This is a genomic window from Hymenobacter sp. ISL-91 (assembly GCF_018613725.1).
Lineage (GTDB): Bacteria > Bacteroidota > Bacteroidia > Cytophagales > Hymenobacteraceae > Hymenobacter.
In genome coordinates, this window is the sequence record NZ_JAGGPS010000025.1 from 1 (window position 1) to 18,840 (window position 18,840).

An 18,840-nucleotide genomic window follows, 5' to 3' on the forward strand; every position below is an offset into this window, starting at 1 on the left:
TTATGCAACACTACTTAGTACCTGCTGTTACGGAGACACTACCGCACGACGTAGGGGCGGGGCTTGTCCCCGCCCGCCGCTCACACCGCCTCAACGATTCCGTTCAATGGCTACAGCGTACGGTAGTGTCTGCGTAACAGCAGTTACTTGTACGTGCCTTTGGGGTCGGGCATGTGGGCCAGTAGGTCGGCAATCAGGCCGAAGTCGACGGCGGCAATACTGGTCGCCTGGCCTTTGTGCACGGCTTCCCAGGCCTGGGCGTACTGCTCTTGGTAATAATAGGCGCGGGCCAGCTGCTGCCAGGCGTTGGCGTTGGTCGAGTCCTGGGTGGTGGCTTTCTGCAGCAGCTCGGTGCCGGTTTTCAGGTCCTTTTTCTTCTTGTTCTGCTCGTAGCGAATCAGGTAGCTGGTGCCCAGGTCGGAGAGAAGCTGCGAGTTGGTAGGGGCCAGCGCCAGTCCTTTTTCCAGCAGCTCAATCGACTGCTCGGGCGTGGGGTTGCTGCTGGCCAGCACGCCCAGGCCGTGGTAGGCATTGGCATTATTCGGGTCGAGCACCCAGGCCAGGTTGAAGCGGTAGGCCGCTGTATCGCGCTGGTTTTCCAGTAAATACTCGTAGCCTTTGCGGCTGAAAAACTGGCTGGCTTCGGCCCGCGAGGGGAAGCTGCCTGCTAGCCCCGCTACGGTAGCCGGCCCCAGCGCCTGCTCGGCCTGCACCGCCGAGAGGCCGCCAAACATCGGCTGGTTGCGGCTGCCCAGCACCGCCTCGCGGGCGTCGGCAGTAGCGGCTTTTGCGGCCTTGCCGGCCCGCTGGGCTTGGGCCGGCGACAGTTCGGCACCCAGTAGCAGCGCAGTCAGCAGGAAAAAAGGAATCGGAAATTTCATGTAGCAATATAGTAGCAGTGAACAGGCCGGCCGGTCATTTGGCAAGGCCGCGGACTGTCAAATATACGCCCGCCGCCCCAACCGTGCTCCTGCAGAGCCACCTCTGCTAACCTGTTGCCCGCACAGCTGTTGTGGCCATAGCGGGGGCAATCCGGCCGGTTGGCCCTATCGTACCTGCGCCATTGCGCGGCCCGTTGGGTGGCGTTGGTTTTGCTCCTTTGTTTCTACTGAATGCGCTTTTTGTTTCTTCGCCTGCTGCCTGCCCTGCTAGGTACGCTGTTGCTGCTGGCCGCCGCCACCGAGTACAGCGTGGCCCGCCCCAGCCGCCGTACCGCCGATGTGGCCTACGTGCCGGCCACCGACTCGGCCTACAGCGCCAAGCGCCACCTGCTCGATGTGTATGCGCCCAAAAAGCCGGGCACCCGGCCCTACCCGGTGGTGGTGTTCATTCATGGCGGCAACTGGACCAGCGGCAGCAAAAACCTGTACTCGTTTGTGGGCCGCCGGCTGGCCAAGCAGGGCGTGGTGGCCGTGGTCATCAACTACCGCCTGTCGCCGGATGTACGCGTACCCCAGATGGCCGACGACTGTGCCCGGGCCGTGGTATGGGTGCGCCGCCACATTGCCGACTACGGAGGCGACCCGGCCCGGCTGTTTACGATGGGCCACTCGGCCGGGGGCGGCCTGGCGGCGCTGCTGGCCACCGACGACGCCCGGTTCCGGCGCTGGGGCGAAACCACCAACCCGGTACGCGGCGTGGTGCTCGACGATGCCGCCGGCCTCGATATGTATGACTACCTGAAAAAGAAGGCCTACCCCGGCGACAACCAGTACATCGTATCCTTTGGCCCCGACCCGGCCAGCTGGCGCACGGTGTCGGCCCGCCATCACCTCACGCCCCAAACGCCGCCTTTTCTCATCTTCGTGGGCGGCGAAACTTACCCATCCATCAGCAGCAGCAGCGCCGAGTTCCGTAAGGCGCTGGTGGGCTTGGGCCACACGCCCTACTACCAGGTGCAGCCCGGCAAAAAGCACATACCCATGGTGCTGCAGTTGTATTGGCAACACAATATCATCTACCAGAAGCTGCTGCCGTTTGTGGGGGCGGAGCGCTGAAGCCCTGGATATCCGACAACGAAAACGTCTACAAGCGCGAGCGAAACGAGCTTACAGCTTCCTGTCGAAGCGGCCGTTAGTTATCTTAATCGTATCACAGCCAGGCTTGTATAGTGTGAAATCGAAGGTGCCGGAAACGATGCCGGCTTGCATATCGAGGCGGGTAATAGTGAGAGTGCCCCGACGGTAGAATTGAGGATATCTATCATGATAATCACAGCCGCTTTTCCTATCATTTAGGGTAGCAGTAGCATTCATTTTATTAGCGTTTGCTAAGTTGTAAGTTCCAATATCAGTTAGCCCCCGAGCATATACAATGATGTATTGTTGGTCTTTATCGCTGTTACGGTTACCGCTTGGGTAGCGGTAGGTGCGCAAGTCAAATGTCCCTCCATCATAAGTAGGATCGTATGAGACGCTATAATTTGACGTGCCGTTGAAGCCGCTTGGAGTCCAAGGCTGGCCGTTGAGCAGGCAACCGAAGGTGTTGGCCCCGGTCTGGGTGGCGGGCGGCAGCAGGCTTTCGGGCGCGGGGGCGGCCTCTCTCTCCTTGCACTGGCTCAGGCCCAGCAGGGCCGCCAGCAATAGAGCAAGGTGTTTCATAGCAAGGAAGGGAAAGGTGGGAAAGAATTGGTCTGATGGGCAGCGGCTCGGGCCGTGGCCGTGCTGCTGTCCATTTCTTCAAAGGTGGGCAGCAGCGAAATGTACTGGCCGGTGGGGTCGGCCTGTCAGCCGCTGTTTCACAAACCCAGTCCTAATTGCAGCGGGGGGCTTTCCAGCTCCAGTAGCCACTTTTTCCGGGTCAGCCCGCCGGCATAGCCCGTTAGCTGGCCACCGGCCCCAACGATGCGGTGGCAGGGCCAGATGATGGCCAGCGGATTCTGGCCGTTGGCCGCGCCCACGGCCCGCACCGCGCCGGGGTTATCCAGTTGCCGGGCTAGGTCGAGGTAGGAGGCCGTGTGCCCGTAGGCCACGGCCGGCAGCGCTGCCCACACCTGCCGCTGAAATTCGGTGCCGGCTGCTACGGCCGTGCGCACCGTGAATTCGCGCAACTCGCCCCCAAAGTAAGCGCGCAGCTGCTCGTGGGCCGGCTGCAGGCAGGCGGGTACTGCCCCGGCCGGAGTAGCTACGCCCGGGCTGCCAGTAGCCAGAAACCCTACTTCGCTGAGGCCCGCGTCGGTACCCCGCAATTCCAACAGGCCCAGTGGCGTGGCCAGCAACGCCCGGGCCGGGGAGCTGGTGTCGGGCAGGACAGCTAGTAGTTCAGGCATCGGGTCTGAAATTAGATAAAAACACAGTTTCAGGGCAATTTGCAGCCTGTTTGTTGCAGTATGCCGGGGCCCGCAAAGCGCATGGCGCTGTAACTGCCTGAGAAAAACCCGTATATTAGTAGAAGCGAAGCAGTAAAATATAAATCTACGCGTAGATTTTTGACTGTTGCTTATTTGCGCTCCATTTACACCGTCTCAACTTCCAAAGCCACCTCTATCGTGCGACGTTTATTTCTTTGCTCTGCGTTCGGTTTGGGCCTGCTCGGCCAACTGCCGGTAGTTGCGGCACCGCTCGCGTATAGCGCTGTCATCATGCCCGCCGAAACGCCGCCCGTCCAGGGCTGGGGCACTGGCCTTACGGCATCCTACTTCAGCAATGGCTCGCTGGCGGGCCAGCCCGTACTTAAGCGCCAGGATGAGGTGGTGGATTTCCGTTGGGGCGTTAACTCGCCTGCGCCTGGCCTGCCAGCCGACAATTTTTCGGTGCGCTGGGAAGGCCTGATTGCCGCGCCGGGCACCGGCCGCTACCGGTTTGTAGCCGTAACCACCGACGAGGTGCGCCTGTGGGTGAACGGCCGAATGGTAATTGATACCTGGGACGGCAAGAAAGCGAGCAGCAAGCTCGACAACAGCGTTTCGCTGGCCGCCGGCGAAAAAGCCACCATTAAGCTCGAATACAACAACGCGGCCGGCATGGCGGGCATTCAACTGCACTGGGTGGCTCCGGGCCAGAGCCAGCAGTTGATTCCGACTGGCAACCTCTACCCGTTGGGCTCGCCCACTACCCCCGACCCGGCCGGCACACCACCCGTGGCCAAGGCGGCCGTAGCGCCCGCACCACGGCCAGCGGCGGCGCCGGTGGCTGCTTCTAAGCCGGCTCCAGTAGTTGCCGCCGCCCCTAAGCCGGCCCCGGCGCCCAAGTCTGCACCCGCCCCTAAGCCGGCACCTGCTCCGGCAGCTGCCAAGCCCGCCAAACCCGCTCCGGCAGTAGCCGCTGCCCCAGCCAAAAAAGCGGCAGCCCCCGATGAAGTGACCCCTACTGGCGACCTGTCAGGACTCTACGTGATTACAGTTCGTTCGACGGGCAAGCCACTGGAAGTAACCCAGGACCGTCCGGCAACGCTGGCCGAGCAGCTGGCTACGGCTGGCGCGCCGCCCGCCGCCGACCCACAGTGGCGGCTCGAATCTACCGGTAGCGGCCTGTACCGCCTGGTGGTGCCCGGCAGCAACAAAGTGCTGGAGATACTGGGTAGCTCCACTTCCAACGGTGCCCCGGCCAGCCTCTGGACGTATTACAGCGGCTACAACCAACAGTGGAAGATTGAGCCCACCGATGACGGCTACTTCAAGCTGATTTCGAAAAACGGCCGCAATAAAGCCCTCACCGACAAGGACTCCGTCGACGGTGGCATTCAGCAGTGGCGCTACACGGGCAAACTCACGCAGCAGTGGAAGCTGACGCCCGCCAAAGCCTCCGAAGAGCCCGTGCTGGCCGGAGCCAATTCGGCCCGCAAAGTGGGCACCAACAACATGAGCGTGTACCCCAACCCTTCCAATGGCGTGATGCAGATGGCCTACAGCCTCAGCGAAGCCAAGCCACTGGGCTGGGTGCTCTACAACCAGAACGGCGTGGCCGTGCGCGTATCCGATTACCGCAAGCAGCCCGCCGGCTCGCACCATCAAACGCTCAACTTCAGCAGCCTGCCCGCCGGCGACTATTACCTGAGCCTGACCGTAGGCGCCAGCAACACGCGCCAAGTGGTGTCCATCCGCCGCCCCGGTGCCGATGCCCCGGAGGTAGGCAGCGACGCAACCGAGCGCCCCTAAGCAGGTTATCAGGCAAAAAGCCCCGTTCCAGCACCCGGAACGGGGCTTTTTGCTTTATCATACTGGATAAAAGCAAGGGTATTTATCCGGCGAATTCGGGCAGCTCGGCCCACAGGCGGGCAAACTCGGCGGCGTAGGCGGCCACCAGGGCTTGGTCGGGGCTGATGAGCAGGTTTTCGAGATTAAGCTCGGCCGCCGACCGGGTCCAGTTGTAGCTGCCGGTAAGCACCCGGGTATTATCAGATAGGGCAAACTTGTGGTGCATGTGGTTGCGGCTCTCATCAACGTGCACTGCCAGGCCAGCGGTGTGCAGGGCCCGCACATCGGAACCCCGGTCGAAGAGCTTTTCGTTGTCAGTGAGCAGCCGTACGCGCACACCCCGCCTGTGGGCGGCTACCAGCTCATCGCTCAGGCGGTTGTCGGCCACTGTAAACACGCACACATCCAGCGTCTGCCGGGCCTGCCGAATGAATTCCTGAATGGCAGCCACACAGTCGTCGTGGGGGCTGAAGTATACCTGTGCCGCCGCGGTGGAAGCCGTTGCCGGTAAGGCGGCCGGTCTGGTCGCCAGCACCGCTGCCGTTATCGGGGCTTCTGCTGGGGCCGGCAGCAGAGCGCTGGCCGTTTCCAGCCACTCTATTACAGCCTTGTCTTTAAAAGTGTTGAAGTGGTTTTTAGCCAGCCCGAACAGCTGCCGGCGTAACGCTTCGAGGTTGCCATGCTGCTGCTGGAACTCCGCCAGCCGCTCGCGGAGCTCATCCGCTTCTGCGGCCGACAGGTTGACATCGGCAAAAGCCTGACGGAATTGGTGCAGCAGCTCGGACACGGGCGGAATAGGGGAGTGGGCCATGCCGGAAGGTACGGTAAACCGTTGGCCCGCGGGCATCAGGCCTGGTTCACTTCCAGTAACTCGGCCCGGGCCAGCTGCCGGTGTCGGGCTTCCAGGGCTTGGTCTACCAGGGCCTGGGCGTCGGCCAAAGCGTGGGCCGAGGGCTCGTGCAGCAGGCGGGTGAGGCCGGGCGTTGCCGCGGCGGTATCAGCATCCCAGAGGCCCGCGTGGTGCCAGGGCGTCAGGTGGTCCCAGTCGGGCCTATCGATGATGGGGTAGAGGCATACGCCCAGCAACGGTATACCGGCCTGCAGGGCTTGCACGGCTTCGTGGGCTACCATGCGCAGCCATTGTGGGCGGTCGTGGCCGGGATGGCTGGTTTCGGTGAGTACCACCGGACGGCCGTAGCGCCGGTAGGCCTCGGCGAGCAGCGAGCTAAGCGGCCGGAAGCGCGGGTCGTGGTGCTCGTTGGCCCAGGGCAGCGTCTGGTAAGGCTCCAGCTGCCACTGGTTGTCGTAGTAAAAGTTGAAGCCCAGCAGGTCGAGGTAGTCGGGGTGGCCGCCCAACTCGGGGCAAAGCCGGCCGGCCAGCATATCCACACTCTGGAACTGGTTGCGGTGCGCCTCGCGGGCCCGGCGCACTTCGGCCGGCCCGGCCCCGTGGCGCGGCACAATATTAAGCAGTGGCTCGGTGGTGAGAATCCGCACGGCGGGGTCGGTTTCGCGCAGGGCCGCTACGCCTTCAATGTAGGCCCGCATCAGGCCCCGCTTCACTTCCCAGCCCTGCCCCACGCAATAAGGAGCCGTGCCGCGCACGTCGCCGCCCAGCCAGCTCATAAAGCTCACCTCGTTTATGGGCGTGATGATGAGCACGTCGTCGGGCCGCTGCTGGCGGTAGAAGTGCACGAAGGCGCGGCACAGCGCGGCAAAGCGGCGGGCAAACAGCGGGTGCAGCGGCGTCAGGTCGTCGGGGTAGCCGAAGTGGCATAGGTCCCAGACCTGCTGCATGCCGTGGCGTTGGCCCGCATCGAGCAGCACCTGCACCGTGGCCCAGTCGTACTCGTAGGGGCGGCGCTCCACTTGGCTCCAGCGGATGCCCTCGCGCACGGTGCCCAGCCGGTGCTGCCGGATAAGCGCGTAATCAGCATCGAGCAATGACAAATGGCCGGTCAGGTTCAGAAAATCGACGCGGTTGCCAAAGGCGTTCAGCTGATCGGTACACTCGAAACCAGCCATCCAGAAAGAGTGAAACGGATGGGAAAGAGTGGTGGCAGCAGACATGAAAACACGGGTTGGTGAACGAAAAAGCGGTGCCGCCGGCCCCGCAGGGAAAGCCGCACCGCATTATGTACCCCAAAATTGCAGTTGAGGTTAAGATGGCGCTTGCCCGGGTTGGCGCAATAGGCAGCACAACCCGGCCACCGAAGGCACCCCACTGCTCATTACTTCAGCCACTTTTCGTAGCACAGAAACCGCAGCCCCGGCCGGAACGCCAGCCCGATTTCGCCCGCAAAGCGGTAGCCCAGTTTCGGGAAAAGCTGGCGGGTGGCCTGGTTTTCTGAGTTGGTATCTACCCGCAATACGCGCAGGCCCTGCTGCCGGGCCAGGGTTTCGGCCTGAGCCAGCAACGCAGCCGCCACGCCCCGGCCGCGGGCGGCCGGAGCCACCGCCAGCCGGTGCGTGACCAGAGCCGGCTCGGCGAAATCCCAGTCGGCCTGAGCATACTCGGCATCTTGGTGGTTGTGGGTGAGGGCCGCGAAGCCCGCCAGCTGCCCGTCCAGCTCCGCCACCCACAAATGCCCCGCCTCCATATCCGCCCGAAACACGGCTTCGTTGGGATAATCGGCCGACCACTGCTGGTTGCCGCCTGCCTGCATCAGCGGCACGGTCTGGGCCAGTAGCGCGAGCATGGCCGGCAGGTCGGCGGGGGTGGCGAGGCGGAGCATCATGGCGTGAGGGGGGAATTTATGGATGATAGGGAAGAAGAGTCAAAAAAGAACGTCATGCTGAGCTTGCCGAAGCATCTCTACCGCAATAGTAACCATGTACTGTTGCGGTAGAGATGCTTCGGCAAGCTCAGCATGACGTTCTACTATACTATGCAGCTCTTCCTACCCCCGCCGCAGCACTTCGGCCGCTTCCTTGGCGAAGTAGGTGAGGATGGCATCGGCGCCGGCCCGCTTGATGCTGAGCAGCACTTCCATCATGGTCTTTTCGCCATCGAGCCAGCCCTGCTGGGCAGCAGCCTTCACCATGGCGTACTCGCCCGATACGTTGTAGGCCGTGACGGGCAGGTTGGTGTGGTTTTTCACGTCCATAATCACGTCAAGGTAGCTCAGCGCGGGTTTTACCATCACCATGTCGGCGCCTTCCTGCTCATCGAGGGTTAGCTCGCGCAGGGCTTCGCGGCGGTTGGCCGGGTTCATCTGGTAGCTTTTCTTGTCACCTTTTTTGGGGGCCGAGTCCAGCGCGTCGCGGAACGGGCCGTAGAAAGCTGAGGCGTACTTGGCCGTGTAGCTCATGATGCTCACGTGCGAAAACGCGTTCTGGTCGAGCACTTCCCGAATCCAGGCCACGCGGCCGTCCATCATGTCGCTCGGGCCGATGATGTCGGCGCCGGCGCGGGCCTGGGCCAGGGCCATCTGGCCGAGCACTTCCAGGGTGGCATCATTGAGAATCTCGCCCGATTCGGCGTCCACCACGCCGTCGTGGCCGTCGGAGGAGTAGGGGTCCATAGCCACGTCGGTCATCAGCACCACCTCCGGGAACTGCCGCCGGATGTCGGCCACCGTTTTCAGATACAGCCCCTCGGGGTTGGCCGATTCGCGGGCCAGCCGGTCTTTCAGGTTGTCGTTGATGCTCGGAAACGGCGCGAACGAGTTGATGCCCAGCTCCACGCACCGCCCGATTTCATCGATGATGCGGTCGGCCGAAAACCGGAAAATGCCGGGCATCGACTTCACCTCGGCCTGCTGGTTCTGGCCTTCGATGAGGAAAAGCGGGAAGATGAGGTTATGGGCGGTAAGGCGGGTTTCCTGCACCATGTCGCGGATTACCTGCGACTTGCGGTTGCGGCGCGGACGGTGGGTGGGTACTTGGGGCATGGGCAATTTCACTTGATAAGACCGGATAGAACAACCGCCGCAAAGGTAAGGTTGCGGTCGGCAGACATTCAGAATAAGTCGCCGTTGATGAGGAAGCTGCCGCAGAAGGCCACTACTCCACCTACCACTGCACCCAGCGCGAAGATGCCGAAGCCGGCCCAGCCACCTACCACCAGCCCGCTTACAATGCCACCTACAGCCAGCACCGTACCAACAACCTGCAAGACATTGCCCCAACTCCGGCCGGTGCGCCTGGGTGCCTCAGTCTGTGGCACCCCTTGCTCTGTAGGTGCCTGGCTGATCTGGCTACTTGTTGGCCCCGCTTGGGCAGGGTGGTATGCCGGCCTACCTGGGCTAGCTGGCCGGGCTCCGGCTGGTTGCGGGGCTGCAAGGGCCGGCGCTGGCCGCGGCAAATAAGACCTGGCTGCCGAAGCCGCTCCAGCATCGCCAACTGGCAGTATCAGCTGGCGCGAAGGGGCTACAGTTACTGGCTCTGGCGGCAGCGGCACGAGCACCCGTGCCCCCTGGCACCCGGCCAGCAACCCCAACATCAACCCGAGTTGTAGCCCACGTTTCATCAGGCTACATATTGAAAAACTCCTGAAACACCTCCAGCCAAGCCTGCCGCCCGCCCAGGCCCAGCACCACAAAATAGTACCCCAACAGCACCAGCACCGCCCCCACGCCCAGTCCCAACCAGCCGCCGAGCAGGATGCCGCCTACCACGCCCGCCACCACCAGCGCGCCACCCAGCAGCCAGTGCAGCGTGTCGCGGTGGGCAGTGCGGCTGGCCGTTGCGGGTCGGCTCGCCCGTACCGAAGCCAGCGCCTTGAGACGAGCGGCAGGTTGCTTTAGCTGCCGCGCTGCTGGCCGGACAGGCGCTTCTGCAGGCGCAGCTGTGGCGTCGGATACTGATGTCGCCAACGGGGGGGCGGCCAGTGCAACCGCCCCTGCTGGAGCCGCCAGCGAAGCTGTGGTTGAGGAACGGGCGGCAACCGGTACCGCCACCGAAACGGGCACCGCCGCCGGCCGAAACGAAAATACGGCCTGCTCGCTACGACAGCCGGCGGCCAGCAGCAGCCCGGCTACCCACCAGCGCCCACGAAGAAATTTGTGCATGGCCGCAAGATAAAAACAAACCGCGGCGGCCTCCGCTTCCGGAAGCCGCCGCCGCGGTTCAGTACTTCAGCCGCGCCAGTCTGCGCCTGCTACTGGCCAAACAGGGCCGCTTCGCCGGCCGGCAGTACGGCCCGGGTAGCCTGTGGCCCCTGCGAATCGTGCAGCAACACCACTGTGCCGGCCGAATCGGTCGGGGCGTACTCGGGCAAGGAGCCGAACACGTTGGCCGGCTGAGCCGCCAGGGCCAAACGGCTGGTTTGGCAGCTGGCCAGCGAGGTAGCAGCAACAATGCCGGCAAGCAGCAACAGGCGGAAGGAACGCATAACAGTGTTTTTCTGAGAGGATGGTGCGACAAAAGTACCGGCCCCGCGGGCTGCCTGCTGGCTTCTTCGTTCAACCTTCAGTTGTGCGCCGCCAGTTTCCCGGAATTGTCGGCGGCCAGTGGTTCCACCCGACGAACACATTGGTTATCACGACGAACGGCTTACCTGCTGGCGGGCTTCAGCAGTAACAGGTGGAGTAGGGTAGGGGGAAAAAAAAAGCCGCCCGTTATGCAGCGCATAACGGGCGGCCAAGTGAAAGCCCATCGGCTCTAGAAAGCCAGGATTACCTCCTCAATCACGTCGCAGGCCTCGTGCAGCTGCTCCTCGTTGATGACCAGCGGCGGGGCGAAACGAATGATGTCGCCGTGAGTAGGCTTGGCCAGCACGCCGCGCTCCATCAGGCTCACGCACACGTCCCAGGCGGTACGGCCGTCGGCGGCGGGCGTAATCACCACGGCGTTCAGCAGGCCTTTGCCACGCACCAGCTGCACCACTTCGGGGCGCTTGGGCTGTACCTGGCGCATCCGCTCGCGGAATACCTCGCCCAGGGCGCGGGCGTTTTCGGTCAGCTTTTCGTCAATCAGCACATCCAGCGCCGCCCGCATGACCACGCAGGCCAGCGGGTTGCCGCCGAACGTGGAGCCATGCTGGCCGGGCTGAATAGTGAGCATAATTTCGTTGCGCGCCAGCACCGCCGACACCGGCAGCACGCCCCCGCTCAGGGCCTTGCCCAGCACCAGAATGTCGGCGTGTACGCCCTCGTAGCAAATAGCCAGCAGCTCGCCGGTCCGGCCTAAGCCGGTCTGGATTTCATCGGCAATAAACAGCACGTTGTGCTCGCGGCACAGCGCAGCGGCCTTAAACAGGTAGCCATCCGAGGGCACCACCACGCCGGCCTCGCCCTGAATGGGCTCGACCATGAACGCGCATACCTGCGGGTCTTTCAGCGCCTCGGCCAGCGCCTCCAGGTCGTTGTAGGGTACTACCTGGTAGCCGGGCACGTAGGGGCCGAAGCCGGTGGTCGAGTCGGGGTCGGTGCTGAAGGAGATGATTCCGGTGGTACGGCCGTGGAAGTTGCTTTCGGCTACCAGAATACGGGCCTGATTGGGCGCAATGCCCTTTTCCTGGTAGCCCCACTTGCGGGCCAGCTTGAGGGCCGTTTCCACGGCCTCAGCCCCGGAGTTCATCAGCAGGGCCTTGTCGTAGCTGAAAATGTCGCAGAGCTGCTTTTCGGCGGCCCCCAGCTGGTCGTTGAAAAAGGCGCGGCTCGTGAGCGTGAGGCGCTGAGCCTGCGCGGTGAGGGCCCCGATGATGCGCGGGTGGCAATGCCCTTGGTTCACGGCCGAGTAGGCCGACAGAAAATCGAAGTAATGCTTGCCCTCCACGTCCCACAGGTGTACGCCCTCGCCCCGGCTCAATACTACCGGTAGCGGGTGGTAGTTATGGGCACCATATTGATCTTCCAGCGCCATAATTTCCTGGCTGCGGGAGAGCGTGGCGGTAGACTGGGCAGTAGCGGCAGGGTGGGAAGTAACAGACATGAGCAGCGCGAATGGTTAAGGGTGGTATGCCCAAAGTTACATAAAACCCGGCAGGGTCGATTCGGTTTGAGCCGGTTGGAAAGCCACCCGAGCCCTATCTTTACCTTATGCAAGTCCTTCATCATCCGGATGCCCCCGCCGCGGTGGGCCCTTATGCCCAGGCCATTGAAGCCAACGGGTTCGTATTCTGCTCGGGCCAGACGCCCATAGTTCCCGCCTCGGGCCGGGTAGAAGCGCTGATTATCGAAGACCAGACCCGGCAGGTGCTGGCCAACCTGGCTACCGTGCTGTCGGCCCGCGGACTGGCGCTGGCCGACATCGTGAAAACCACCGTTTTCCTGAAGAATTTCGCTGATTTTCCGCGCATGAACGCCGTGTACGCCGAGTGCTTCGGCGCGCACCGCCCGGCCCGTAGCACCGTCGAGGTGTCGCGGCTGCCGCTTGATGCGCTGGTGGAAATTGAGTGCGTGGCCCTGCTGCCACCGGCCGGCCGATGAGCAGCGCCCGCCTGGCCGCGTTCCTGACCAAACCCCTGCTGCCCGGCGACTTTTACCTCACGCCCGAGGGCTATATGGTGTTTACCGAGCAGTACCACCGCCGCCGGGGCTTTTGCTGCGGCAATGGTTGCCGGCACTGCCCCTGGCAGGGGGCAAAAGGCGAAAAGCCGGGCCCGAATAAGAAATCCGACGGCTAATTGGCTATTTTTCAGGGCGCGGGTTTTGTTCCTGCCGGAATATTCCGATCTTTGCGGCCCTGTTTTTCCGAATTGAAACCACTAAGTTCCTGATATCATGGCCCGAGTTTGTGATCTGACCGGCAAGCGTACCCGCGTAGGCAACAACGTTTCGCACGCCAACAACAAAACCAAGCGCAAGTTCTACCCGAACCTGCAGAAGAAGCGTTTCTACATCCCCGAGCAGGACGCCTGGGTTACGCTGAAAGTAGCCACCAGCACCATCCGCACCATCAACAAGAACGGCATCATGGCCGTCCTCAAGAAGGCTAAGGAGCAGGGCTTCATCACCTACTAGCCTGCCCGTTTCTCCGTAAAGAGAAATAAGCCGACTGGTTAGCACAAAGCTTCCGCGGCAGAACCCGATTGTCAGTCAATCCGGTTCTGCCGCGGAAGCTTTGTGTGATTGCGGGTAGGCGGCTGGGGCCAACTGCTGGCCCGGGTGGGGACGGCTTTGGGCTGAACGGGCTTGGCTTGGTAGAACGGTCAGGCTTGCCTGAACGGGCCGAATCCGTAACTTCCGGCCCCGCTGCCGCACTCCGCGCCGGCGGTCTGTCTGCTCCGGCCGCTATGCCCACTTTTCGCTTTCCTTCCAGTTTGAAGTCACTGTGCGTAGTGGCCGGTCTGTTGCTGTTGTCCGGTTCGGCCAGCGCCCAGCCAACTGCCGCCACCGTCGGTCCCGCTCGGCTCACCGATGCGCTGAGCCCCGCTTTTCATAAGCAGCGCCGCGAGTTGCTGCGGCAGGCGTTGCCGCCGGGGGCCGTGGCCGTGTTGTTTGCCGCGCCCGTGCGCAACCGCGCCAACGATGTCAACTACATCTACCACCAGAACCCCGATTTCTACTACCTCACCGGCTACCAGGAGCCCGACGCTGTGCTGGTGCTGTTCCGGGAGCCCCAAACGCTGAACGGGCAGCCAGGCATAACGGAGGCGCTATTCGTACAGCCTCGCGATGCCCGCCGCGAACAGTGGAACGGCCGCCGCTTGGGTACTGAAGGCGCTAAAAATCAGCTGCAGCTGCAGTTCGCGGCCGACAACCAGGAGTTTGCCAAAGCCGGTATTAAATGGGCCGATTTCAGCAGCGTGCAGTTTCTGGACCTGCCCGCCGATGTGCGCGACGACCCGTCCGACCCAGCCGACCTTTTCGATCTGCTGGCTACCTTCCGTCGGCAGGCGGCAGTACCCGCCGGTTTCGACACCCGACAGGAGGCCCTGTACCACACCATGCAGCAGCAGGGCGTTGGCAGCGCCGACCGTACCCGGCAGCTGCTCGAAAACCGGATTCGGCAGCGGCCCGCAGTAGCGCAGGACGCCTACGTGCAACGCTACCTGAAAGCTTCGACCGATGCCGAACGGCAGCAGGCGCTGGCCACTCGGCCCGTGCCGCGCTTCAGTACTGCTACCCTCAATAGCGCCCTAAATGAGCTACGGGCCGTGAAAACGGCCGAGGAAATTGCCCTGCTCCGGCGCGCCGTTCGCATCAGCGCCGCCGGCCAGCGCGAGGTGATGAAGGCTGCCCATTCGGGCCTGGGCGAGCGGGAGCTACAGGGCATCCACGAATTTGTGTACCGCAAGTACGACGCCGAGTTTGAAGGCTACCCCAGCATTGTGGGCGCCGGCGCCAATGGCTGCATTCTGCACTATATAACCAACGATAAACCGCTGGTAGGCAATGAGCTGGTGCTGATGGACTGCGGCGCCGAATACCGCGGCTACTCGGCCGACGTAACACGTACTATCCCGCCCAGCGGCAAGTTCAGCCCGGCCCAGCGCCAGATTTACGAGCTGGTACTGGCGGCCCAGGAGGCCGGTTTCGCCGCCAGCAAGCCCGGCGCGGCCTTCCAGGCCCCCGACCAGGCCGCCCGCCAGGTGGTAACCGCCGGGCTGCTCAAACTCGGCATCATCAGGCAGCCCGAGGAAGCGCGGCGCTACTTCCCGCACGGCACCAGCCACTACCTGGGCCTCGATGTGCACGACCGGGGCAGCTACGGCCCGCTGGTGGCCGGCAACGTAATAACCGTCGAGCCCGGCATCTACATTCCCGCGGGCAGCCCCTGCGACCCGAAGTGGTGGAACATCGGCGTGCGTATCGAAGACGACCTGCTCATCACGCCCACCGGCTACGAAAACCTCTCGCGCGAAGCCCCCCGCACCGTGGCCGATATCGAGGCCCTGATGGCCCAGCCCAGCGCCCTCGACGGGTTCAAGCTACCACAACTGTAAGCAGCCGGAGCAGCCTGAACCGGCAGCGGCCCGCGCCGGACCCGCTACTCGCCGCGCAGGCGGGCGGCGTAGTCGTCGGGCAGCAGGCGCAGCTTGCGGGTGTTGTAGTCGAAGCAGAGCATGCCGGTTTTGGCCCGCGCAATTTCGCGGCCGCTGGTGGTGGCCACGGCGTACACCAGGTCGAAACCGTACTTGTTGAGGTCGTCGGCGGCCATCTGAATGCGCAGCACGTCGCCGTGGAAACCTTCGCCCTTGTACTCGATGGCCACGTCGGCCATGATGTGGCCCAGGCCGGTGGCGGCGTCAAACTCGGGCTGGCCGAGGTGGGCCAGAAACTGCACCCGGGCTTCGTGCAGCAAACTCAGCAGCGCGTCGTTGCCCAGGTGGGCGCCGTAGTTGAGGTCGGTGATGCGGATGGGCAGTTCGATGGTGAACAGGAAGCTTTCGGACAGATTGACCTTGACGCGGGGCATATTTTAGAACTTAGTAGGTGGTGTTTTGTGCTTAGCTGAGAGCGTAAAGAACGCCATTCAGCACCAGTAGGGTATCATGCCAAGCGGCAAACGCACCGTTTGTAGTTGCTGTAAATTAGCCGTGGCATCCGCACTAAACCCACTGTTCTTAGCGCCTGATGACGTTCCTTTATCCTTATTAGAACCAACCATCAACCTCCAACGACGCTTCTATGCACCCCAACGTGCAACTCCGCCCCACCGCCGACGGCTCGGGCACGCTCTATGTTCCGGCCCTCGATGAGCATTACCACAGCACCCACGGGGCCGTGCAGGAAGCCCGCCACGTGTACCTGGGGGCCGGTCTGGAGCCGGCCCTGGGCGCCGCTACCGGCCCGGTGCGAGTGCTGGAAGTGGGCTTCGGAACCGGCCTGAACGCGCTGCTGACGCTGGAGCGCAGCCGCACGGCCCCGGCACCCATCCGCTACGACACCGTGGAGAAGCACCCGCTGCCCTGGGAGTTGGTACGCGGGCTGGCCACGGCCGCCGAGCTGCAGGAGCCGCCGCTACCCGCGTTTCGGCAGCAGCTGCACGAGTCGGTTTGGGAGCAGCCGGTGGCCCTCACGGCGGCCTTCACGCTGCGCAAGCTGGCCGGCGAGCTGCAGAACCTGACATTGGAACCGGAAGCGTATCAGGTTATCTACTTCGACGCCTTCGCCCCCGACAAGCAGCCCGATATGTGGACCGAGGCCGTATTCGGGCAGTTGTACGAAGCCGCCGCACCGGGCGGCTGCCTGGTAAGCTACTGCGCCAAGGGCAGCTTCAAGCGCAGTCTGCGGGCCACGGGCTGGCAGGTGGAGGCCATTCCCGGCCCGCCCGGCAAGCGCGAGATGACGCGGGCCTGGAAGCGGTAATGGAAGGTTTGCTGGCAGTTTTATGTGACCAAATCAGGTGGCATAAATGACTTGCCTTTCAGTCCTAGAAGCAGCTTCTGCAGTGCTTGCTCATCAGTTAGTTTCTGCGCGTAGGGCGCAATGAAAACTGTTACTCCTCCTGAATACTCGCCCATCTCGCGCAGTGTTTTTTTCTCTACGGCACTTATGCCACCGTCTAGATTCACTGCGAATTGCATGAGAAAATCAATCGAAGGCTTAATCCAGCCGGGTTCCCTTAATTCTGCAATTATCTGTTTGAGATGTTGCTCCGCCACAAAGAAGTCGGCAATAGGTAACCTGTCAATAGAGAATTTACGAGTGGATTCGCGATAAATTGTTCGGTTGTTCCGCAGGTTTGTTACCTCCATTGCGTTGGTATGCACTCGCACGTATAGCTTATCTCTAGGAAAAAGATTGAATAACATCTGTTTTGAATTATTGAGTTGCTGCGCCAATTTCGCTTTTCCAGCAATAGCACGACGCGAAGAGTATCGCCCGAATCATGGATTCCTGATTAGTGAAGCGGGTTGAAGCCGCCGTTTCCTCGCGGAAAATGCGCAACGCGACCAGCACGTAAGTTGGCCCGCTCTGCGTAAGTTGCTGCCCTTATGAGTCGAAAGGTACTGGAAACAGATGGGCCGCAGTGGGTGCGGCGGGGTGTGATTACAGAGGCGCAGCGCGAGCAGCTGCTGGCCCTGTACCCTTCGGAGGCCAACGCCATTGGGCTGCTGCCGCTGCTGGGCTCGTTGCTGGTGCTGCTGAGCGCCCTGAGCGTGGTGGCGGCCAACTGGCAGAGTCTGCCCGAGCTGCTGCGGCTGGGACTGCTGCTGGCCACGCTGGTGGCCGCCTACGCGGGCGGCGAATACTTCCGGCGGCGCGGCAATACCAGTCTGGGCATGGGCCTGGTGGCGCTGGGCCTCGTGGTGTTCGGGGCCAGCATCGTGCTCACCAGCCAGCTCTACCAGCTCATTGGCTACGACCTGACCGGGCTGCTGGCCTGGGCTGTGGCCGGCATGGGCCTCACGTGGCTGTACCGCAGCCGGCTGCTGTTTCTGCTCACCGTCGTCATCAGCGGCATCGTGCAGGGTTACAACACGGGGCAACTGGGAGCCTTCAGCTACCTCACGGCCGCCGGCACGGCCCTGGGGCTGGGCCTGTACTGGTGGCGCCGGCCCGACGCGCTGCTCGGCGGGGTGCTGGCCGGCGGCCTGCTCTGGCAGGCGGCGCTGCTGATAAACCACCTGCACGTCAAAATCACCTGGTTCTTTATCCCGGCCATGCTCGTGTACGCCCTCGGCGACTGGCAGGCCGACCGCCCGGCCGGCCGCGCCCTGCAGGGGCCGCCGCTAGCCGCCGCCTTCCTGTTTACGCTGGGGCTGGCTTTGTTTGGCGAATCGGACTTCTACGCCGGGCAGCTGCGGGCGCCGCTGGTGCCCTACTTGGCCGCGCTGACGGCCGTGCTGGCTCTCTCGCTGGTGGGCAAGCAGCGCCGCGGCCGCCTCGGTGGGGCTACCGATTGGCTGCTGCTGCTGCCGGGCTTCTATTTCACGGGCGGATTGCCGCTGGCCATTGCCACGCTGGTGGTGCTGTACGCCTACTCGGGCAGCGTGCTGCTGCGCGCCCACCAGGAGCAGAACCCCGACCGCGTAACGCTGGGCACCGTGCTGTTCGTGCTGACTACCGCCGTGGCCTACTTCAAGCTGACGTGGGGCTACTTCGATAAATCGTTGTTTTTCCTGCTGGGCGGACTGCTGCTGCTGGGCCTGAGCTGGTGGCTGCAACGGCGCGCCGCCCGCACCCTGGCCGCCGCCAATGCCGCCAGTGCTTCTGCCGCCTCTGCCGCCCCCAAGCCATGACCGAGCCGTTCATTTCTGACCTGAACCCGGTGCCAGCCGCTACGCCGGCCCTGCCCGCCCACCACCGCCGCTGGCTGCTGTGGCTGGTAGCGGCGCAGGTGCTGTTCGTGCTGGGTGTGGCCGTGGCCGGCTACGCCACCGCCGCGCTGGGCCGCACCATCACGCTGCAAACCGAGCCCGTCGACCCGCGCGATTTGCTCTACGGCGACCATCTGCGCCTGCGCTACCAGATCAGCGAGCTGCCCGGCAGCCTGTGGCGCGGTGCCAAACAGCCCCGCCGCAAAGACGCCGCCTACGTGCTGCTCGAACCCCAGCCCACCAGCGCCGACAACTACGCGGCCGTGGGCATCTATCCCGAAGCACCCGCCACCACCGGCCAGCAAGTGGTGCTGCGCGGATCGGTGCAGGACGTGTGGCGGCGCGGTCTGCGCCTGCGCTACGGACTGGAGCGCTACTACGTGCCCGAAACCATGACCCGCCAACTACGCCACCGCCGCCGCCTGCGCGTGCAAGTCAGCATTGCCCCCTGGGGCCAGGCCCGCATCACGCAGGTTGATACGCTAGGCGTGGTACGGTAAATCAGCGCCCGCCTGTCATTCTGAGCTTGCGAAGGACCTTATCACGTGAAAAA

22 protein-coding genes are annotated in these 18,840 nt (G+C 63.2%); 9 read left to right on the forward strand and 13 right to left on the reverse strand.

Annotation, left to right across the window (positions count from 1 at the left end; all coding sequences use genetic code 11):
* Positions 1–143: 143 nt before the first annotated feature.
* Positions 144–881 carry a hypothetical protein gene (locus J7E24_RS10325; protein WP_215137793.1) on the reverse strand — a complete coding sequence of 246 codons (738 nt, stop codon included), beginning with the start codon at positions 879–881 and terminating at the stop codon, positions 144–146.
* Positions 882–1,112: 231 nt separating this feature from the next.
* Here J7E24_RS10325 and J7E24_RS10330 point away from each other — a divergent pair, with 231 nt between their 5' ends.
* Positions 1,113–1,997 (forward strand): alpha/beta hydrolase, encoded by an 885-nt coding sequence (locus J7E24_RS10330; protein ID WP_215137794.1) that lies wholly within the window; start codon positions 1,113–1,115, stop codon positions 1,995–1,997.
* Between the two features lie 51 nt (positions 1,998–2,048).
* On the opposite strand, the gene J7E24_RS10335 is transcribed toward J7E24_RS10330, so the two are convergent.
* Together J7E24_RS10335 and J7E24_RS10340 are read right to left on the reverse strand one after the other, a co-directional pair.
* Positions 2,049–2,600 carry a DUF6252 family protein gene (locus J7E24_RS10335; RefSeq protein WP_215137796.1) on the reverse strand — a complete coding sequence of 184 codons (552 nt, stop codon included), beginning with the start codon at positions 2,598–2,600 and terminating at the stop codon, positions 2,049–2,051.
* A 137-nt stretch (positions 2,601–2,737) separates the two neighbouring features.
* The gene (locus tag J7E24_RS10340) at positions 2,738–3,268 is read right to left on the reverse strand and encodes a methylated-DNA--[protein]-cysteine S-methyltransferase (protein ID WP_215137798.1); all 531 of its coding nucleotides are present in this window, start codon (positions 3,266–3,268) and stop codon (positions 2,738–2,740) included.
* 312 nt (positions 3,269–3,580) lie between these two features.
* Between J7E24_RS10340 and J7E24_RS10345 the strand changes: the two genes are divergently transcribed.
* A complete protein-coding gene (locus tag J7E24_RS10345) occupies positions 3,581–5,095 on the forward strand; it encodes an RICIN domain-containing protein (protein ID WP_215137800.1) in 1,515 nt (504 codons plus the stop codon).
* 82 nt (positions 5,096–5,177) lie between these two features.
* Here the strand turns inward: J7E24_RS10345 and J7E24_RS10350 are convergent, their stop codons facing one another.
* The 8 genes from J7E24_RS10350 to rocD all read right to left on the reverse strand — a co-directional run bounded on the left by J7E24_RS10350 (position 5,178) and on the right by rocD (position 12,010).
* Complete coding sequence (locus J7E24_RS10350; protein ID WP_215137802.1) at positions 5,178–5,945, reverse strand: phospholipase D-like domain-containing protein; 768 nt, start codon at positions 5,943–5,945, stop codon at positions 5,178–5,180.
* Between the two features lie 35 nt (positions 5,946–5,980).
* On the reverse strand, positions 5,981–7,204 hold the full coding sequence (locus tag J7E24_RS10355; protein WP_215137804.1) for an amine oxidase: 1,224 nt from the start codon (positions 7,202–7,204) through the stop codon (positions 5,981–5,983).
* 161 nt (positions 7,205–7,365) lie between these two features.
* Positions 7,366–7,872 (reverse strand): GNAT family N-acetyltransferase, encoded by a 507-nt coding sequence (locus J7E24_RS10360; RefSeq protein WP_215137806.1) that lies wholly within the window; start codon positions 7,870–7,872, stop codon positions 7,366–7,368.
* 162 nt (positions 7,873–8,034) lie between these two features.
* The gene (gene hemB / locus J7E24_RS10365) at positions 8,035–9,027 is read right to left on the reverse strand and encodes a porphobilinogen synthase (RefSeq protein WP_215137808.1); all 993 of its coding nucleotides are present in this window, start codon (positions 9,025–9,027) and stop codon (positions 8,035–8,037) included.
* A gap of 68 nt (positions 9,028–9,095) precedes the next feature.
* Entirely contained in the window at positions 9,096–9,251 is a 156-nt protein-coding gene (locus tag J7E24_RS10370; protein WP_215137810.1) for a hypothetical protein, read from the reverse strand.
* 358 nt (positions 9,252–9,609) lie between these two features.
* The gene (locus tag J7E24_RS10375; RefSeq protein WP_215137812.1) at positions 9,610–10,146 is read right to left on the reverse strand and encodes a hypothetical protein; all 537 of its coding nucleotides are present in this window, start codon (positions 10,144–10,146) and stop codon (positions 9,610–9,612) included.
* 89 nt (positions 10,147–10,235) lie between these two features.
* Positions 10,236–10,469, reverse strand: coding sequence for a hypothetical protein (locus J7E24_RS10380; protein WP_215137814.1), 234 nt, complete (start codon positions 10,467–10,469; stop codon positions 10,236–10,238).
* A 269-nt stretch (positions 10,470–10,738) separates the two neighbouring features.
* Positions 10,739–12,010 (reverse strand): ornithine--oxo-acid transaminase, encoded by a 1,272-nt coding sequence (gene rocD / locus J7E24_RS10385; RefSeq protein WP_215137816.1) that lies wholly within the window; start codon positions 12,008–12,010, stop codon positions 10,739–10,741.
* A 107-nt stretch (positions 12,011–12,117) separates the two neighbouring features.
* Here rocD and J7E24_RS10390 point away from each other — a divergent pair, with 107 nt between their 5' ends.
* From J7E24_RS10390 to J7E24_RS10405, 4 genes are all read left to right on the forward strand, one after another.
* Entirely contained in the window at positions 12,118–12,507 is a 390-nt protein-coding gene (locus tag J7E24_RS10390; RefSeq protein WP_215137818.1) for a Rid family detoxifying hydrolase, read from the forward strand.
* Entirely contained in the window at positions 12,504–12,704 is a 201-nt protein-coding gene (locus J7E24_RS10395) for a DUF5522 domain-containing protein (protein ID WP_215137820.1), read from the forward strand. Before J7E24_RS10390 ends, J7E24_RS10395 begins: the two co-directional genes overlap by 4 nt.
* Before the next feature lie 97 nt (positions 12,705–12,801).
* Positions 12,802–13,041, forward strand: coding sequence for a 50S ribosomal protein L28 (rpmB, locus tag J7E24_RS10400; protein WP_019946872.1), 240 nt, complete (start codon positions 12,802–12,804; stop codon positions 13,039–13,041).
* 299 nt (positions 13,042–13,340) lie between these two features.
* Entirely contained in the window at positions 13,341–14,966 is a 1,626-nt protein-coding gene (locus tag J7E24_RS10405) for an aminopeptidase P family protein (RefSeq protein WP_215137822.1), read from the forward strand.
* Positions 14,967–15,010: 44 nt separating this feature from the next.
* Here the strand turns inward: J7E24_RS10405 and J7E24_RS10410 are convergent, their stop codons facing one another.
* A complete protein-coding gene (locus J7E24_RS10410; protein ID WP_215137824.1) occupies positions 15,011–15,439 on the reverse strand; it encodes a thioesterase family protein in 429 nt (142 codons plus the stop codon).
* 212 nt (positions 15,440–15,651) lie between these two features.
* Between J7E24_RS10410 and mnmD the strand changes: the two genes are divergently transcribed.
* Positions 15,652–16,332, forward strand: coding sequence for a tRNA (5-methylaminomethyl-2-thiouridine)(34)-methyltransferase MnmD (gene mnmD, locus J7E24_RS10415; RefSeq protein WP_215137826.1), 681 nt, complete (start codon positions 15,652–15,654; stop codon positions 16,330–16,332).
* A 20-nt stretch (positions 16,333–16,352) separates the two neighbouring features.
* On the opposite strand, the gene J7E24_RS10420 is transcribed toward mnmD, so the two are convergent.
* On the reverse strand, positions 16,353–16,736 hold the full coding sequence (locus J7E24_RS10420) for a hypothetical protein (RefSeq protein WP_215137828.1): 384 nt from the start codon (positions 16,734–16,736) through the stop codon (positions 16,353–16,355).
* A gap of 225 nt (positions 16,737–16,961) precedes the next feature.
* On the opposite strand from J7E24_RS10420, the gene J7E24_RS10425 reads away from it, so the two are divergent.
* Both J7E24_RS10425 and J7E24_RS10430 read left to right on the forward strand, forming a co-directional pair.
* The gene (locus tag J7E24_RS10425) at positions 16,962–18,209 is read left to right on the forward strand and encodes a DUF2157 domain-containing protein (RefSeq protein ID WP_215137830.1); all 1,248 of its coding nucleotides are present in this window, start codon (positions 16,962–16,964) and stop codon (positions 18,207–18,209) included.
* Positions 18,206–18,787, forward strand: coding sequence for a GDYXXLXY domain-containing protein (locus J7E24_RS10430; RefSeq protein WP_215137832.1), 582 nt, complete (start codon positions 18,206–18,208; stop codon positions 18,785–18,787). The genes J7E24_RS10425 and J7E24_RS10430 overlap by 4 nt, the downstream gene beginning before the upstream one ends.
* The last annotated feature ends 53 nt before the right edge of the window (positions 18,788–18,840 follow it).

Bases quoted from the DNA above. Each gene is read 5' to 3' on its own strand.
- J7E24_RS10360 (WP_215137806.1), bottom strand. From the start codon at position 7,872: ATGATGCTCCGCCTCGCCACCCCCGCCGACCTGCCGGCCATGCTCGCG.
- J7E24_RS10410 (WP_215137824.1), bottom strand. From the start codon at position 15,439: ATGCCCCGCGTCAAGGTCAATCTGTCCGAAAGCTTCCTGTTCACCATC.
- J7E24_RS10350 (WP_215137802.1), bottom strand. From the start codon at position 5,945: ATGGCCCACTCCCCTATTCCGCCCGTGTCCGAGCTGCTGCACCAATTC.
- mnmD (WP_215137826.1), top strand. From the start codon at position 15,652: ATGCACCCCAACGTGCAACTCCGCCCCACCGCCGACGGCTCGGGCACG.
- J7E24_RS10330 (WP_215137794.1), top strand. From the start codon at position 1,113: ATGCGCTTTTTGTTTCTTCGCCTGCTGCCTGCCCTGCTAGGTACGCTG.
- J7E24_RS10325 (WP_215137793.1), bottom strand. From the start codon at position 881: ATGAAATTTCCGATTCCTTTTTTCCTGCTGACTGCGCTGCTACTGGGT.
- J7E24_RS10340 (WP_215137798.1), bottom strand. From the start codon at position 3,268: ATGCCTGAACTACTAGCTGTCCTGCCCGACACCAGCTCCCCGGCCCGG.
- J7E24_RS10380 (WP_215137814.1), bottom strand. From the start codon at position 10,469: ATGCGTTCCTTCCGCCTGTTGCTGCTTGCCGGCATTGTTGCTGCTACC.
- J7E24_RS10375 (WP_215137812.1), bottom strand. From the start codon at position 10,146: ATGCACAAATTTCTTCGTGGGCGCTGGTGGGTAGCCGGGCTGCTGCTG.
- J7E24_RS10390 (WP_215137818.1), top strand. From the start codon at position 12,118: ATGCAAGTCCTTCATCATCCGGATGCCCCCGCCGCGGTGGGCCCTTAT.
- J7E24_RS10335 (WP_215137796.1), bottom strand. From the start codon at position 2,600: ATGAAACACCTTGCTCTATTGCTGGCGGCCCTGCTGGGCCTGAGCCAG.
- rpmB (WP_019946872.1), top strand. From the start codon at position 12,802: ATGGCCCGAGTTTGTGATCTGACCGGCAAGCGTACCCGCGTAGGCAAC.
- J7E24_RS10355 (WP_215137804.1), bottom strand. From the start codon at position 7,204: ATGTCTGCTGCCACCACTCTTTCCCATCCGTTTCACTCTTTCTGGATG.
- rocD (WP_215137816.1), bottom strand. From the start codon at position 12,010: ATGTCTGTTACTTCCCACCCTGCCGCTACTGCCCAGTCTACCGCCACG.
- J7E24_RS10395 (WP_215137820.1), top strand. From the start codon at position 12,504: ATGAGCAGCGCCCGCCTGGCCGCGTTCCTGACCAAACCCCTGCTGCCC.
- J7E24_RS10425 (WP_215137830.1), top strand. From the start codon at position 16,962: ATGAGTCGAAAGGTACTGGAAACAGATGGGCCGCAGTGGGTGCGGCGG.
- J7E24_RS10430 (WP_215137832.1), top strand. From the start codon at position 18,206: ATGACCGAGCCGTTCATTTCTGACCTGAACCCGGTGCCAGCCGCTACG.
- J7E24_RS10345 (WP_215137800.1), top strand. From the start codon at position 3,581: ATGCCCGCCGAAACGCCGCCCGTCCAGGGCTGGGGCACTGGCCTTACG.
- hemB (WP_215137808.1), bottom strand. From the start codon at position 9,027: ATGCCCCAAGTACCCACCCACCGTCCGCGCCGCAACCGCAAGTCGCAG.